Origin of the sequence: Herbaspirillum frisingense GSF30 (assembly GCF_000300975.2) — a bacterium.
GTDB classification, from domain to species: Bacteria; Pseudomonadota; Gammaproteobacteria; order Burkholderiales; family Burkholderiaceae_D; genus Herbaspirillum; species Herbaspirillum frisingense.
Map to the genome: position 1 here is coordinate 49,266 of NZ_AEEC02000004.1, position 15,692 is coordinate 64,957.

The following is a 15,692-nucleotide window of genomic DNA, read 5'->3' on the forward strand; positions in this document are numbered from 1 at the left end:
CTTGCCGGAAGCAGAGGATGGCTTCAATGTAGGTGGACGACGCGCACAGCGCCAATATCAAATCAGCCGGCGTGCCATCTCAATTTGATATGGCCGACCGTAGAGGGAGGAGAGGGCAGATGATTTCCATCCGGCAGTTGCGCTACTTCGTCGAGATCGTCGAGGCGCGAGGCTATACCCGGGCTTCCGAGCGCCTGTTCATCGCGCAATCGGCCCTGAGCCGGCAGATCAAGGAACTGGAAGCCGACCTCGACGTGGTCCTGCTCAAGCGCGATGCCAAGGCCTTCGAACTGACCCAGGCCGGCCAGGACTTCTATGCACGTAGTCGCAGGATACTGCTTGATCTGGATCGCGCCGTGGCCCAGGCCCGCACCATCGGCAAGGGCGAGCATGGCGCACTGCGCCTGCTGCATTCCAGTTCGGTACCCTTGACCGCGCCCCTGGGGCCCACGCTCAATGATGTGCTGAAGGATTTCCCCGGGATTTCGCTGGAAATTTCCCAGACCCCGTCCGAATACCAGGCCCGCGAGATCGTCGAAGGCAGTGCCGATATCGGACTGGCACGGTTGCCCATCTTGCGTGCCAATCCCGATCTGGAGAGTACCGTGCTGTACCGCGAGCGCCTGGTGGCAGCGGTGCCGGCCGGACATCGGCTGGCGCAGCGCGCCGAAGTAGAGATTGCAGAATTGCGGGATGAATTCTTCGTCACCGTCCCGCATCGGGACCGTGGGGGACTGAGCTACCTGGTGGCTGAGCGCTGCATCGCGCATGGCTTCTATCCCCGCGTGGCACGGGCAACCTCGCGCAAGAATTCCCTGCTCAGTCTGGTCAATGCCGGCTTCGGCATCGCTGTGGTACCACAGAGTATGGCCAGTATTTCCTTGTCGGCCGGGGTCAGTTTCCCGGCCCTCAAGGATGCCGATTTTCACTCGGAAGTCGCCTTGCTGCGCCGACGCGATGCGCCGGTGATGGTGCAGCAATTCGTGGAGACCTTCATGTCCCGTCTGCAGCAGACGGGACTGGGGGGCTAGTGGGCCTGGCCGGACTGGCCGGACTGGCAGCCCCGGACCCGGCCTGAGCGGCCGGGTGGGAATCAGTTGCCGGTCGCGACCGGTCGCTGCGGATCGGAGCTCCATTCGCTCCACGAGCCGGGATAGAGGCTCGCTCCCGACAGGCCTGCTACCTCCAGCGCCAGCAGGTTGTGGCAGGCGGTGACGCCCGAGCCGCACTGCATGACCGCGGCCTGCGGATCGCCGATCACCGCCAGCCACTCTTCGCGCAATTGCGTCGCGCTCTTGAAGTGGCCATCGGCTTGCAGGTTGTCCTTGAAGAAGCGGTTCTTCGCGCCCGGGATGTGTCCGCCGACGGCGTCCAGCGTTTCGTTCTCGCCACGGAAGCGGTCCGGCGCGCGCGCGTCCACCACCTGCAATGACGGATTGCGCAGGTTCTCCAGCAGCGCCTGGGCATCCACCGTCGGCACCAGCGACGACAGATCCTGGATATTGCCCGCCGCAGCCGGTGGCGGCACTTCGGTGCTGAGGTTCTCACCCAGCGCCTGCCACGCGGCCATGCCGCCATCGAGTACCGCTACGTCGCCGTGACCGATCCAGCGCAGCAGCCACCAGAGGCGTGCGGCGAACATGCCGCCGTGTGCGTCATAGGCCACCACTTGCGTATCGTTGTTGATGCCCAGATCACGCATGGCCTGCACGAACTGCTGGCGATCCGGCAGCGGATGGCGACCATGGAAGCGGCCTGTCGCATCGGTCTTGGGACCGGACAGCAGCTCATCCAGATGCGCGAAGCGGGCCTCCGGGAGGTGACCGGCGGCGTAGGCCTGGCGGCCGAAATCCGGATTGGCGAGGTCATGGCGGCAATCGACGAGCACCAGGTTCAGGTATTGCGCACGCGCCTTCAGGTCGCTGGCGCTGATGAGGGTTTGGTAGGTCATGGCTTTCTCCTTTAATCGTAGGCGGTGGATGTGGCGATGCTTACACCTCGGTCGCGATCGGGTCCACCTTGGGCACGTTCTTGGCGGCGGTCTGGTTCTTGCGCTGGTTGCGATAGGTCGCCAGCATGCCGCTGGCCAGAATGATGACCATGCCGACCCAGCCCATCCAGCCCGGCGAATCGTTCCAGATCAGTACGCCGAACAGGCTGGAAAACACGATGCCCGTGTACTGCAGGTTGGCGGTCACCAGCGTATTGCCGAGGCGGTAGGCACGTGTCATGGCGATCTGCGCCAGCGTGGCCGTCAAGCCTATCATGACCACCAGCAGTACGCCGGTACCGGAATGGCTGTGCCATAGCGGCACGCGACCGGTCACCACGCTGCCGACCAGTCCCGCCAGCACGCCCGTGGCAGAGAAGTAGAACACCACGCGGTACTCCGGTTCCCCCAGCAGCCCCAGCTTGCGCACCTGCAGGTAGACCAGCGCCGAGAGCACCCCCGAGACCAGCGAGATGACGCCGCCCAGCAACTGGTCGGCATTGAGGGAAGGGCGCATCAGCAGCGCCACACCGACGAAGCTCAGCGCGACCGTGCCAGCCAGACCCCATTCGAACTTCTTGTTCCCCTGCCACCAGCCGGCCACGAACAGCATCACGGCGATCCAGATGGAGGACATGTAGTTCAGCGTGGTGGCTGTGGCGATCGGCAGCAGGCTGAAGGAATAGAACCACATCCAAAGCGAGATCACGCCGATGCCGCCACGGATCAGGTGGTCACGCGGGAAGGGCGTGCGCAGGGTGCCGCCGCGCAGGCGGATCAGGCCGAAGATGAAGATCACCCCGATCAGCCCGCGACAGAGCACGATCTCGGAGGTCGAGTAGTAGTTGCTGGCGAGCTTGACGCACACGCCCATGATGGCAAAGAGGAATGAAGCGACGAGCATCCAGAGCGATTGCATGGCGGTGACGGATCAGTAGGAGAAGTGGAGGGGAGTGACTGAAACAAGAACAGGCGCACAACGACGGCCAGCAATAAAAACGGCAGCCCCGGAATGAACCGGGGCTGCCGTTGTGCTGGTGCCGATGACCGTCGTCATACGGGAGAGGGGGATACTGCTGCAGATGCTGGTGCCTGAGAGCTGGCGACAATGACGGCGCAGACTGCGTCCATCGTGTGCTTGCCGCTTCCCTTGCATCTGCTTTCCCCCTGCGCGGCCTGTGGCCGATGTTATGGTGTGCTGGTACCTTGCGGGACGTCCAGTTGCTGGCGATACCACTCATGGAAGTGCTGCATGCCATCTTCCATGGGCGACTGGTACGGACCGACTTCGCTGGTGCCGCGATCCATGAGTATACGACGACCGGCGTCCATGCGCTGGGCGATCTCGTCATCCTCGACGCAGGTCTCCATGTAGGCGGCCCGTTCGGCTTCCACCAGCTCGCGCTCGAACAGCGCGATTTCTTCCGGATAGTAGAACTCCACCACATTGGTGGTCTTCTGCGGGCCGGTCGGCCAGAGCGTGGACACCACCAGCACGTGCGGATACCACTCCACCATGATGTTGGGGTAGAGCGTGAGCCAGATAGCGCCGAACTTGGGCGGCTTGCCGTTGGAGAATTGCAGCAGCTTTTCCTGCCACTTGGCGTAGGTCGGCGAGCCGGACTTGATCAGGCCGTGGTTCACACCCACGGTCTGGACGCTGTAGTCACGGCCGAATTCCCACTTCAGGTCCGAGCAGCTCACGAAGTTGCCCAGGCCCGGATGGAAGGGCTCGACGTGGTAATCCTCCAGATAGACCTCGATGAAGGTCTTCCAGTTGTAGTCGCACTCGTGGACTTCGGTGTGGTCGTACAGGTAACCGGAGAAATCCAGGTCGCGGGTCACGCCCAGGTTTTTCAGCTTGTCGGCGATGTCGACGCCGTTGGCCTCGAACAGCAGGCCGTTCCAGCTCTGCAGCGGCGTCTTGGACAGGTTCATGCACGGCGTCTCGCCGAAATGCGGCGCGCCGATCAGTTCACCTTTCAGATCATAGGTCCAGCGATGCAGGGGGCAGACGATGTTGTTGGCATGGCCACGGCCATCGAGCATCTTGGCCTGGCGATGGCGGCAGACATTGGATACCAGTTCGATGCCTTGCGCATTGCGCACCAGCATGCGGCCTTCGTTTTCCCAGGGCAGCGTGGAATAGTCACCGGCATTGGGCACCATCAGCTCATGGCCGACGTAACGGGGTCCCTGCTGGAAGAGTTGTTTCAGTTCCCGCTGATAGAGCGGTTCGTCGAAGTAGACGTGGACTGGAAGTTGCGCGTTTGAACGCGCCAATTTGGCAAAAGTAGCAAGATCGGACATTTCCGCCCCCAAATTAATTTGCACCAACCTAAGGAAGAAAATCCGCAAAAACCTATGTTCAAATAATATGAAGAGGAAATTTTGGACAGAACCGAGGATTATGCCACAAAACCCCCATAAGGGGCCGGGTTTTGTGTCCAAAATGCCAGCATTTTGAACGAACTTACGCGACGGCCTCCAAAACCTTCGACAAATCCACGACCTTGATTGACTTGGTCATCGCCGGTTTGTTCTAAAATACCGGGTTAGTTTTCTGAATGGGTCGATATGCCTAGAACCTCTGCCGCCGGCGCTGCCGCGACCGCCGCCTTGCCGGCCTCCTTCGAACAAGCCATGGAAGAGCTGGAGCAGCTGGTGGCGCGGATGGAAGCCGGCGAACTGCCGTTGGAAGCCTCGGTGGCCGCCTACAAGCGCGGCTCGGAACTGGTCAAGTTCTGCGCGGCCCAACTGGAGAAGGTGGACAGCCAGGTCAAGCTGCTCGAAGGCGACATGCTCAAGCCCTTCCAGGCGACCGACGCGGGCAACGAGGACGATTGATGAATGCACCTATCACCGCCGCTGGCGCGCAGATGTCGCTGGCCTCGATGGCATTCGCGGACTGGATGAACCAGGTCCAGGCCGGCATGGAACACGTGCTGGACCGTTTCCTGGCGCCGACCACGGTGGTGCCGGCGCGCCTGCACGAGGCCATGCGCTACACCGCCATGGATGGCGGCAAGCGCGTGCGGCCACTGCTGGTCTATGCCGCCGGTGATGTGTTCGATACGCCGCCAGCCCTGCTGGACCGGGCTGCGGCAGCAGTAGAGATGATTCACGTCTATTCGCTGGTGCATGACGACATGCCCTGCATGGATGACGACGCGCTGCGCCGTGGCAAACCTACCGTGCATGTGAAATACGACGAAGCCACCGCGCTGCTGGTCGGCGACGCGTTGCAGGCGCAGGCCTTCGAAACCTTGTCGGCACCGCTGGAAGCTGAGTTGAAGACCGACGCCGACCTGCCGGCACGCCAGTTGCGCATGCTCAACCTGCTGGCCCAGGCTTCGGGCTCGGTGGGCATGTGTGGCGGCCAGGCCATCGACCTGGCCAGCGTGGGCATGACCCTGTCGCTGGCCGAGCTGGAACAGATGCACCGCCTCAAGACCGGTGCCCTCTTGCGTGCGGCGGTGATGCTGGGTGCGCTGGGTGGCAAGGCGCTGACCCGGGACGAAAGCGCTTCGCTGGATGACTATGCGCGCGCCATCGGCCTGGCCTTCCAGGTGGTGGACGACATCCTCGACGCCACCGCCGATTCGGCCACGCTGGGCAAGACCGCGGGCAAGGACGCCGCCGACAACAAGCCGACCTATGTGTCCATCCTGGGCCTGGCCGAGTCGCAGGCGCTGGCCGAGCGACTGCGCGGCGATGCCCACCAGGCGCTCGCCCCGTTCGGCGACAAGGCACGGCGCCTGCGCGAGCTGGCGGACCTGATCGTACACAGAAAGACCTGAGAGACGTAATCCAAGGCATGAAGACGGACCACGCGGCAACCTGCCAGGCGTGGCCTTCAGACCCCAACACGGTAACAACAGATGCTCCTGAACACCATCAACGACCCGGCTGACCTGCGCCGCCTGTCCCGTCACCAATTGAAGCCGCTGGCTGAAGAGTTGCGCGGCTTCCTGCTGGATTCGGTGTCCAAGACCGGCGGCCACCTGTCGTCCAACCTGGGTACGGTCGAGCTGACCATCGCGCTGCATTACGTCTTCAACACCCCGCAGGACCGCATCGTCTGGGACGTCGGCCACCAGACCTATCCGCACAAGATCCTCACCGGTCGTCGCGAACGCATGGGCAGCCTGCGCCAGCAGGAAGGTATTTCCGGCTTCCCGCGCCGCATCGAGAGCGAATACGACACCTTCGGCACCGCGCACTCCTCGACCTCCATTTCGGCCGCACTGGGCATGGCCCTGGCGGCCAAGACCCAGGGCTCGGACCGGCACGCCATTGCCGTCATCGGCGACGGCGCCATGACTGCCGGCATGGCCTTCGAAGCGCTCAACAATGCTGGCGTGCATGAAGACATCAACCTGCTGGTGATCCTCAACGACAACGACATGTCGATCTCGCCCCCGGTGGGCGCGCTGAACCGCTACCTGGCGCGCCTGATGTCCGGCAAGTTCTACGCCAAGGCCCGCGACGTGGGCAAGTCGGTGCTGCCCGGCCCGGTGCTGGAACTGGCCAAGCGCCTGGAAGAGCATGCCAAGGGCATGGTGGTGCCGGCGACCATGTTCGAGGAATTCGGCTTCAACTACATTGGCCCCATCGATGGTCACGACCTCGATTCGCTGGTCCCCACCCTGCAGAACCTGAAGCACCTCAAGGGGCCCCAGTTCCTGCATGTGGTCACCAGGAAGGGTCAGGGCTACAAGCTGGCCGAGGCCGACCCGGTGCTCTACCACGGCCCTGGCAAGTTCAACCCCAGCGAAGGCATCAAGCCCAGCGCCGGCGGCAAGCTGACCTATACCCAGGTGTTCGGCGAATGGCTGTGCGACATGGGTGCGGCCGACGACAAGCTGGTCGGCATCACCCCGGCCATGCGTGAAGGCTCGGGCATGGTCGCCTTCGAAAAGAAATTCCCGGAACGCTACTACGACGTCGGCATCGCCGAGCAGCACGCCGTCACCTTCGCCGCCGGCATGGCTTGCGAGGGGATGAAGCCGGTGGTGGCGATCTACTCGACCTTCCTGCAGCGCGCCTACGACCAGTTGATCCACGACGTCGCCCTGCAGAACCTGGACGTCACCTTCGCCCTGGACCGTGCCGGCCTGGTCGGTGCCGACGGCGCCACGCATGCAGGCAACTACGACCTGGCCTTCCTGCGCTGTATTCCGAACATGGTGGTCATGGCCGCGGCTGACGAAGACGAATGCCGCAAGATGCTCTCCACCGCCTACCAGTACCCCGGCCCGGCCGCGGTGCGTTACCCGCGTGGTGCCGGCGTCGGCGCCAGCGTACAGAAGACACTGGACACCCTGCCGCTGGGCAAGGGCGAAATCCGCCGCCAGGGCAAGGACATCGCCATCCTCGCCTTCGGCAGCCTGCTGGCCCCGGCCCTCGGTGCCGGCGACAAGCTCAATGCCACGGTCGCCAACATGCGCTTCATCAAGCCGCTGGACGTGGAACTGGTCCGGCAACTGGCCGAGAGCCATGACGCCCTGGTCACGGTGGAAGAAGGCTGCATCATGGGTGGCGCTGGTGCCGCCGTCTCGGAAGCGTTGGCCGCAGCCGGCATCAGCAAGCCCATCCTGCACCTGGGCCTGCCGGACCGCTTCATCGACCACGGCGATGCGGGCCAATTGCTGGCGCAATGCGGGCTGGATGCGGACGGCGTCGCCCAGTCCATCGTGCAACGTTTCGGCAAGGACCAGCCTAAGCTGGTAGTCAACAACGGCTGATTTCACCTTCCCGAAACCGGGGGGGGCAGATAAAACGCCTCGCTGGAATTCTCCAGCGAGGCGTTTCGTTTCCTGCTTCTGTTAGTGGGGCAAACTAACGCTCCCGCCCCTTCTCCCACAACACATCCTGTCCGCCGGCCTCGCGGTTGAGCACCCGGGCCAGCACGAAACACAGGTCGGACAGCCGGTTCAGATATTGCCGGGCGGGCGCATTCACGCCCGACTCGGCCTTCTCCAGCTGGACCACGCTGCGCTCGGCGCGCCGGCATACCGTGCGGCAGACATGCGCCAGCGCGGCGGTACGCGAGCCACCCGGCAGGATGAATTCCTTCAGCGGCGGCAGCGTGGCGTTGTATTTCTCCAGCAGGGCGTCCAGCCGCGCCAGGTGGGCCTCGGCCAGCACCGTGTAACCGGGGATGCAGAGTTCGCCGCCCAGGTCGAACAGGTCGTGCTGGATCGAGACCAGTTCCTCCCGCAAGGCGTCCGGCAGGGTCTCGCACAACAGCAGGCCCAGCTGCGAATTGAGTTCATCCACATCGCCCAGCGCCTGGATGCGCAGGCTGTCCTTGCCCACGCGGCTGCCATCGCCCAGGCCGGTGCTGCCGTCATCTCCGGTCCGGGTGGCGATCTTGCTAAGTCGGTTGCCCATCGTTGCTCCTTGATAATGCGCGCCAGCTTAAGCGCAAGCCCGGTGCAAGGCAAGCGTCCCGCCGGATGCGAGAGGACGCGCCAGCGACGCAAGAATCACGTAAATAATTCACTTGATTTGCCCGCCTTGCCGCGACGGCATGGGAGATTTGCCCGATCTCCCGCCCGCAAGAGAGTAAAATTCATCGATTGGATCAGTGGTCAGTCCACTGCAGCGGCCGGGGTGGCTACTGCAACGGCCCTGCATCCTCCCCCAACAAGACCTAGAACAACGACCGAGACACAAGACTCCAGAGAGAAACCGAGAAATCGCATGAACCATCTAGTTGACGCCCGCAAACTGAAACGCCCCGTACCGCAGGCCTTGCTCGACGAGCTCAAGACCCTCTTCGGTGAGCGTTGCTCCACCACCCTGGCCATGCGCGAGCATCACGGCCGTGACGAATCCTCCTACGATCCCATGCTGCCCGACGCCGTCGTGTTCGCCCACAGCACCGAGGAAGTCGCCGCCTTCGTCAAGCTCTGCAGCCAGTACGACACCCCCATCATCCCCTACGGTGCCGGCACCTCGCTGGAAGGCCACGTACTGGCCCTGCAGGGCGGCGTAACGGTGGACCTGTCGCAGATGAACCAGGTGCTGGCCGTCAATGGCGAAGACCTGACCGCCACCGTCCAGGCCGGCGTCACCCGCAAGCAACTGAACCTGGAGATCAAGGATACGGGCCTGTTCTTCCCCATCGACCCGGGCGCCGACGCCTCGCTGGGCGGGATGGCCTCGACCCGTGCCTCCGGCACCAATGCCGTGCGCTACGGCACCATGAAGGAAAACACCCTGACCCTGACCGTGGTCACGGCCCAGGGCGAGATCATCAAGACCGGCACCCGTGCCAAGAAATCCTCGGCCGGCTACGACCTGACCCGCGTCTATGTCGGCAGCGAAGGCACGCTGGGCATCATCACCGAAGTCACCGTGCGCCTCTATCCGCAGCCCGAGGCCATTTCTGCCGCCATCTGCTCCTTCCCCAGCGTGGCCGATGCGGTCAATACGGTGATCCAGACCATCCAGATGGGCGTGCCGCTGGCGCGCGTGGAGTTGCTCGATGAAAACGGCGTGCGCGCCATCAATGCCCACGACAAGCTGACCCTGCCGGTCAACCCGCTGCTGCTGTTCGAATTCCACGGCAGCGAAAACGGCGTCAAGGAACAGGCCGAGCTGGTACAGGACCTCGCCAACGAAAATCACGCCCTGGGCTTCGAATGGGCCACCCGCCCTGAAGATCGCACCCGCCTGTGGACCGCCCGTCACAACGCCTATTTCGCGCTGCTGCAACTGCGCCCGGGTGCGCGCGCCATTTCCACCGACTGCTGCGTGCCGATCTCGCGCCTGGCCGAATGCGTGCTGGCCACCAAGGCCGACTGCGAAGAGCAGGGGCTGATCCACGCCATCATCGGTCACGTCGGCGACGGCAATTTCCACGTGCAGATGATGGTGGACCCCAATGATCCGGCCGACATCGCCCGCGCCGAAGGCGTCAATGAACGCATGGTCGCGCGCGCCCTGTCCATGGACGGCACCTGCACCGGCGAGCATGGGGTGGGCCTGCACAAGATGGACTTCCTGATCCAGGAGCACGGCGACGGCGCCATCGCCGTCATGCGCGCCATCAAGCACGCGCTGGACCCGAAGAACATCATGAACCCGGGCAAGATCCTGCGCTGGGAACAGTAAACCTTGGATCAAGTATCTTGCTTGCCGTTGACTTCATCGGCCTGCCGTTCGGACTGAGTAGCGGCATTGCCGCGTATCGAAGGGGCGCCGTCAGTACGTCTTCGATACGGCCCAGAGGGCCTACTCAGTGCGAACGGTAGTTTTTTTGATGTTGACGACAGTAGCGCAGTTTTGTCAGCGCTGATTTGTTGGTTTTCAGCAGTTTGTTAGTTGAACAAAGAGCAGGGCGTTTTTGCATGCCCTTCGCTAAAGCAGCAGGAATCCATCACCCATGGCCACCCGCCTACCGCCCGTCCATGCCTTGTCCGCCTTCGAAGCGGCAGCTCGTCACAACTCCTTCGCCATCGCGGCCGAGGAGCTTTGCATCACGCCATCGGCACTGTCGCACCGCATCCGCCTGCTGGAAGAATTCGTCGGCGAGCGCCTGTTCTATCGCGATGGCCGCTCCATCGGGCTCTCCGAATTCGGTCGCCGCTATCTCGACGTGGTGCGCTCGGCACTGCGCACGCTGACCGATTTCCCCATGCCGCATCGCAATGCCGCCGTGCAACCCAAGATCAAGGTGATGCTGCCGCCGACCTTCGCGCGCCACCTGCTCATGCCGCGCATCGCCGACTTCACCCAGCGCCATCCCGAAATCGTGGTGGAGCTGTATCTCTCTGTGCCGCTGTACGACCTGTCGCTGTCGGAAAGCGATGTCGAGATCCGCTTCGGTGCCGGCAACTACCCCAACATCATCACCGAAAAGCTGTTCGAGGAACCGGCCTTCGCCGTGGCCAGCCCCGGCTACCTGAAGACCCTGCCGCCAATGAAGTCGCCGGCCGACCTGCAGCATGCGACCCTGCTGCGCTCGGCGCTGGAGCCCTGGCAGCCTTGGTTCGAGGCCGCCGGTCTCAAGGACTGGGTGGAACCTTCCGCCGGCCTGCGCGTGGACGACCTCGGCCTGCTGCTCGAAGCGGTGCGCCATGGCTACGGCGTCGGCCTGACCCGCCAGCATTTCGCCGAAGAACTGCTGGCGCGGGGCGAGATCGTCGAATTGTTCGACGTACGCCTGCGCACCCCGCCGCATGCCTACTACGTGGTCTATGAGCGCGCCGTGCGCGAACGGCCCGAAGTCGATACCTTCATCAGCTGGATGCAGAACGCCTTCCGCAACATCTGAGCCCGCACCAGATGCCTGCGTCAGCACCGGCCGCCCTGAAAATAATTCACGGCGGCCGGAAATTCTTTTCAGTGGCCCAACGGGCAACATCGCCCCGTGCGGCGCGGCAAAATTCGTTACACTTGTCGGACTGAAAAAGCCCGACCCATGCGGGCTGACAACAAACGAGACAGCGTGCGCCGTGCCGCCGGACGCAAAGAGGGACGTCCACACCCACACGCCTGCCTAGCCCAACGCCGAGGTCCAGCATGAATGCTCCCGTCCAACAGTCCTTCGCGCCGGCGCGCCAGCGCGAAGTCGTCGATGCCCTGCGCCGGGTCCTGCCTGGCCACTGCGTGCTGTTCGACGAGGAAGACACCCGCCCCTACGAATGCGACGGCCTGGCCGCCTACCGCCAGCTGCCGATGGTGGTGGTGCTGCCCGAGACCGAGGCCCAGGTGGTGGCCATCATGCAAACCTGCCACGCGCTGCAGGTACAGATCGTCCCGCGTGGTGCCGGCACCGGCCTGTCGGGCGGGGCCATGCCGATTGCCGACGGGGTCGTGGTCTCTACCGCCAAGTTCAACAAGATCATCAAGCTGGACAAGTATTCGCGCACCGCCGTGGTCCAACCGGGCGTGCGCAACCTGGCCATCTCGGAAGCGGCTGCACCGCATGGTCTCTATTACGCACCGGACCCGTCCTCGCAGATTGCTTGCACCATCGGTGGCAACGTGGCCGAGAATTCCGGCGGCGTGCACTGCCTCAAATATGGCCTCACGGTACACAACGTTCTGCGCGTGCGCATGGTCACCATCGAGGGCGACGTCGTGGAACTGGGCAGTGGTGCGCTGGACGCCCCGGGCCTGGACCTGCTGGCGGTGTTCATCGGTTCCGAAGGCATGCTGGGCGTGGTCACGGAAGTGACCGTCAAGCTCGTACCCAAGCCGCAGGCCGCGCGTGTGATCATGGCGTCCTTCGATGACGTGGTGAAGGGCGGCAATGCAGTCGCCAACGTGATCGCCGCCGGCATCATCCCGGCCGGCCTGGAGATGATGGACAAGACCAGCTCGCGCATGGTGGAACCCTTCGTCAAGGCCGGTTACGACATCGACGCCGAAGCCATCCTCCTGTGCGAGTCCGATGGCACCGTGGAAGAGGTGGAAGAAGAGATCGGCCGCATGACCGCCGTGCTCAATGCCAGCGGTGCTACCGCCATCGCCTGCTCGGCCTCGGAAGCGGAACGCCTGCGCTTCTGGTCCGGTCGCAAGAACGCTTTCCCGGCCGCCGGCCGCATCTCGCCCGACTACTACTGCATGGATGGCACCATCCCGCGCAAGAAACTGGCGCAGGTGCTGCTGGGCATCGCCGAGATGGAAAAGAAGTACGGCCTGCGCTGTGCCAACGTGTTCCACGCGGGCGACGGCAACCTGCATCCGCTGATCCTGTTCGATGCCAACCTGGCCGATGAATTCGACCGCGCTGAACTGTTTGGTGCCGAGATCCTGGAACTGTGCGTGGAAGTCGGTGGCACCATCACCGGCGAACACGGCGTGGGCATCGAGAAGATCAACTCCATGTGCGTGCAGTTCTCGCCCGCCGAGCGCGAGGCCTTCTTCAAGTTGAAGCGCGCCTTCGACACCGCCTTCCTGCTCAATCCGGACAAGGCCATTCCCACCCTGCATCGCTGTGCCGAGTACGGCAAGATGCACGTGCAGCGCGGCCAGCTGCGCTTCCCCGACCTGCCGAGATTCTGATCATGCAAGAGCACGCCCAACCCGACTTCGATGCCGTGCTGGCATCCTTCCGTGAACGCATCCTCTCCGGCCGCGCATTGCAGATTCGCGGCGGCGGCACCAAGGACTGGTATGGGCAGGTGCCAAGCGGCGACCTGCTCGATACTCGGCCCTACAGCGGCATCATCGATTACGAACCGACCGAACTGGTCATCACTGCCCGTTGCGGCACGCCGCTCTCCGAGATCGACGCCGCCCTGGCCGAGCACAACCAGATGCTGGCCTGGGAGCCACCGCGATTCGGCGGCGCTGCGACCGTCGGCGGCATGGTGGCCGCCGGACTTTCCGGTCCCTCGCGCGCGGCCGCCGGCGCCGTGCGCGATTTCGTGCTGGGTGCGGTGTTGATGGACGCCCAGGGCGAGCAACTGCATTTCGGTGGCCAGGTCATGAAGAACGTCGCCGGCTATGACATCTCGCGCCTGCTGGCGGGATCGCTGGGCACGCTGGGCCTGATCCTGCAGGTCTCGCTGAAGGTCTTGCCGCGCCCCTTCGCCAGCAGCACGCGGGTGTTCGAGATCAACCAGGAAGGCGCGCTGCGCCTGTTGAACCAGAGCGCCGGCCAACCGCTGCCGCTGGTGGCCAGCGCCTGGGTCGGCAATGTGCTGACCCTGCGTCTGGCGGGTGCGCAGGCTGCGGTGGATTCAGCGATCAAGAAGCTGGGTGGCACCGAATTGAGCAATCCGGACGATTACTGGACCGACCTGCGCGAGCAGACCCATTCCTTCTTCGCCCAGCCCGAAGCACCGCTGTGGCGCCTGTCGGTGCCGTCGGTGGCACCACCGATCGACCTGCCGGGTAACCAGCTGATCGAGTGGGGCGGGGCGCAGCGCTGGTTGCGCCCGCAGGGCAATGTGGATGCGGTCGCCATTCGCGCCGCCGCCCTGGCGGTGGGCGGGCATGCCAGCCTGCATCGCGGGGGCGACAAGGCCATCGGTGTATTCCATCCGCTGCAACCGGCGGTGGAAAAGATCCATCGCAAGCTCAAGCAGCAATTCGATCCACGCGGCATCTTCAATCCCGGCCGCCTGTACGCCAGCCTGTAAGCGAACTACTTAGCCAGCGACCCTCCATGCAGACCAACTTAGCCGATTTCATCCGCAACACCCAGGCCGGCGAGGAAGCCGACAGCATCCTGCGTTCCTGCGTGCATTGCGGTTTCTGTACCGCCACCTGTCCTACCTACCAGTTGCTGGGCGATGAACTGGACGGCCCGCGTGGTCGCATCTATCTCATCAAGCAGGTGCTGGAAGGCAAGCCCGCCACTGCTGCCACGCAGTCGCACCTGGACCGCTGCCTGACCTGCCGCAACTGCGAATCCACCTGTCCGTCCGGCGTGCAGTATGGTCGCCTGGTCGATATCGGTCGCAAGGTGGTGGAGCAGCAGGTGCCACGCCCCCTGTCACAGCGCGTGATGCGCACCGCCTTGAAGGAGCTGGTGCCGCGCAAGTGGATTTTCCGTCCCGCCATGAAAGCAGGCCAGCTGGTGCGCCCGCTGTTGCCCAAGCTGCTGCAGAACAAGGTGCCGCTGCCGCAGGATGCCGGCATCTGGCCCACGCGCACCCATGCGCGCCAGATGCTCTACCTCGAAGGCTGCGTGCAGCCCTCGATGTCGCCCAACATCAACAGCGCCACCGCCCGCGTGCTCGATGCCCTCGGCGTGCAGTTGTTCGCGCCCCCCAAGGCGGGCTGCTGCGGCGCCATCCGCTATCACATGAATGACCAGGACGGCGGCCTGGACGACATGCGTCGCAACATCGACGCCTGGTGGCCCTACATCGAAGGCCCGGATGGCATCCGGGCCGATACCATCGTCATGAATGCCTCCGGTTGCGGCGTCACCGTCAAGGAATACGGCCATCTGCTGCAGCATGATCCGGTCTATGCCGAAAAGGCGCGCCGCATCTCGCACATGACCCGCGACATCAGCGAAATCCTGCCCGAGTTCGAAGACCAGTTGAAACACCGGCTCAAGGACTTCAACGGCAAGCGCGTGGCCTACCACCCGCCCTGCACCCTGCAGCATGGCCAGAAGATACGCGGCAAGGTCGAGACCATCCTGCGCGCGGCCGGGGTGGATGTGCAGTTGTGCGCCGACAGTCATCTCTGCTGCGGGTCGGCCGGCACCTATTCGATCCTGCAACCGGAGCTCTCCTACCGCCTGCGCGATGACAAGATCGGCAAGCTCCAGGCCACCGATCCCGACATGATCGTCACTGGCAATATCGGCTGCGTCACCCATCTGCAATCCGGCACCGAGACTCCGGTACTGCACTGGATCGAATTGCTGGACGCCGCGCTGGTGGCGGTTTCCTGACGATTTGCTGACGACTTGCTGAGGCGTCGCCGGCCGCCCCCGGATGCCCTGCAAGTTGCTCTGGAAACAACCCAAGCCCCGCTCTGCGGGGCTTTTTTGTGGCCATTTTGATCATGATCCGGGCAATTTGACCCCATTTATCCAAACCGGCTTGACGGCAGGGGGCATAAGTCAATAAGCTTCGTCCTTTTTTCCGCGCAGCGGGAAAAAACCGGTCCCCGTTTCTCATCGGAAACAGGTGATTTCCGACAATCCCGACGATCGGCGCAGCGTCCCGCCACGGCCCCGCGCCCAGACAATCAGCCCCCACCATCATCGTCCTCGCAC

Annotated in this window: 13 protein-coding genes; 9 read left to right on the forward strand and 4 right to left on the reverse strand. The window is 63.7% G+C overall.

Annotated elements, in window-relative coordinates; translation table 11 throughout:
* The first annotated feature begins 119 nt into the window (after window positions 1-119).
* The gene (locus HFRIS_RS04125) at window positions 120-1,031 is read left to right on the forward strand and encodes a LysR family transcriptional regulator (protein WP_006461980.1); all 912 of its coding nucleotides are present in this window, start codon (window positions 120-122) and stop codon (window positions 1,029-1,031) included.
* Between the two features lie 62 nt (window positions 1,032-1,093).
* On the opposite strand, the gene HFRIS_RS04130 is transcribed toward HFRIS_RS04125, so the two are convergent.
* From HFRIS_RS04130 to HFRIS_RS04140, 3 genes are all read right to left on the reverse strand, one after another.
* Entirely contained in the window at window positions 1,094-1,951 is an 858-nt protein-coding gene (locus HFRIS_RS04130) for a sulfurtransferase (RefSeq protein ID WP_006461981.1), read from the reverse strand.
* A 40-nt stretch (window positions 1,952-1,991) separates the two neighbouring features.
* A complete protein-coding gene (locus HFRIS_RS04135; RefSeq protein ID WP_039874321.1) occupies window positions 1,992-2,909 on the reverse strand; it encodes a DMT family transporter in 918 nt (305 codons plus the stop codon).
* A 269-nt stretch (window positions 2,910-3,178) separates the two neighbouring features.
* Window positions 3,179-4,300 carry an aromatic ring-hydroxylating oxygenase subunit alpha gene (locus HFRIS_RS04140; RefSeq protein WP_039874324.1) on the reverse strand — a complete coding sequence of 374 codons (1,122 nt, stop codon included), beginning with the start codon at window positions 4,298-4,300 and terminating at the stop codon, window positions 3,179-3,181.
* Between the two features lie 267 nt (window positions 4,301-4,567).
* Between HFRIS_RS04140 and HFRIS_RS04145 the strand changes: the two genes are divergently transcribed.
* From HFRIS_RS04145 to dxs, 3 genes are all read left to right on the forward strand, one after another.
* Entirely contained in the window at window positions 4,568-4,837 is a 270-nt protein-coding gene (locus tag HFRIS_RS04145; protein ID WP_006461984.1) for an exodeoxyribonuclease VII small subunit, read from the forward strand.
* A complete protein-coding gene (locus HFRIS_RS04150; RefSeq protein WP_039874327.1) occupies window positions 4,837-5,790 on the forward strand; it encodes a polyprenyl synthetase family protein in 954 nt (317 codons plus the stop codon). Before HFRIS_RS04145 ends, HFRIS_RS04150 begins: the two co-directional genes overlap by 1 nt.
* Before the next feature lie 81 nt (window positions 5,791-5,871).
* Window positions 5,872-7,737, forward strand: a complete 1,866-nt coding sequence (gene dxs / locus HFRIS_RS04155; protein WP_006461986.1) for a 1-deoxy-D-xylulose-5-phosphate synthase — start codon at window positions 5,872-5,874, stop codon at window positions 7,735-7,737.
* Between the two features lie 94 nt (window positions 7,738-7,831).
* Here the strand turns inward: dxs and HFRIS_RS04160 are convergent, their stop codons facing one another.
* Window positions 7,832-8,386, reverse strand: a complete 555-nt coding sequence (locus HFRIS_RS04160) for a cob(I)yrinic acid a,c-diamide adenosyltransferase (RefSeq protein WP_006461987.1) — start codon at window positions 8,384-8,386, stop codon at window positions 7,832-7,834.
* Window positions 8,387-8,698: 312 nt separating this feature from the next.
* Here HFRIS_RS04160 and HFRIS_RS04165 point away from each other — a divergent pair, with 312 nt between their 5' ends.
* The 5 genes from HFRIS_RS04165 (at window position 8,699) to glcF (ending at window position 15,365) form a co-directional block, all read left to right on the forward strand.
* Window positions 8,699-10,114 (forward strand): FAD-binding oxidoreductase, encoded by a 1,416-nt coding sequence (locus HFRIS_RS04165; protein WP_006461988.1) that lies wholly within the window; start codon window positions 8,699-8,701, stop codon window positions 10,112-10,114.
* Window positions 10,115-10,385: 271 nt separating this feature from the next.
* Complete coding sequence (locus tag HFRIS_RS04170) at window positions 10,386-11,276, forward strand: LysR substrate-binding domain-containing protein (RefSeq protein ID WP_006461989.1); 891 nt, start codon at window positions 10,386-10,388, stop codon at window positions 11,274-11,276.
* 248 nt (window positions 11,277-11,524) lie between these two features.
* Window positions 11,525-13,012, forward strand: coding sequence for an FAD-linked oxidase C-terminal domain-containing protein (locus HFRIS_RS04175; RefSeq protein ID WP_006461990.1), 1,488 nt, complete (start codon window positions 11,525-11,527; stop codon window positions 13,010-13,012).
* A gap of 2 nt (window positions 13,013-13,014) precedes the next feature.
* Window positions 13,015-14,094, forward strand: coding sequence for a glycolate oxidase subunit GlcE (glcE, locus tag HFRIS_RS04180; RefSeq protein WP_006461991.1), 1,080 nt, complete (start codon window positions 13,015-13,017; stop codon window positions 14,092-14,094).
* A 26-nt stretch (window positions 14,095-14,120) separates the two neighbouring features.
* On the forward strand, window positions 14,121-15,365 hold the full coding sequence (glcF, locus tag HFRIS_RS04185; protein WP_006461992.1) for a glycolate oxidase subunit GlcF: 1,245 nt from the start codon (window positions 14,121-14,123) through the stop codon (window positions 15,363-15,365).
* Window positions 15,366-15,692: the final 327 nt, after the last annotated feature.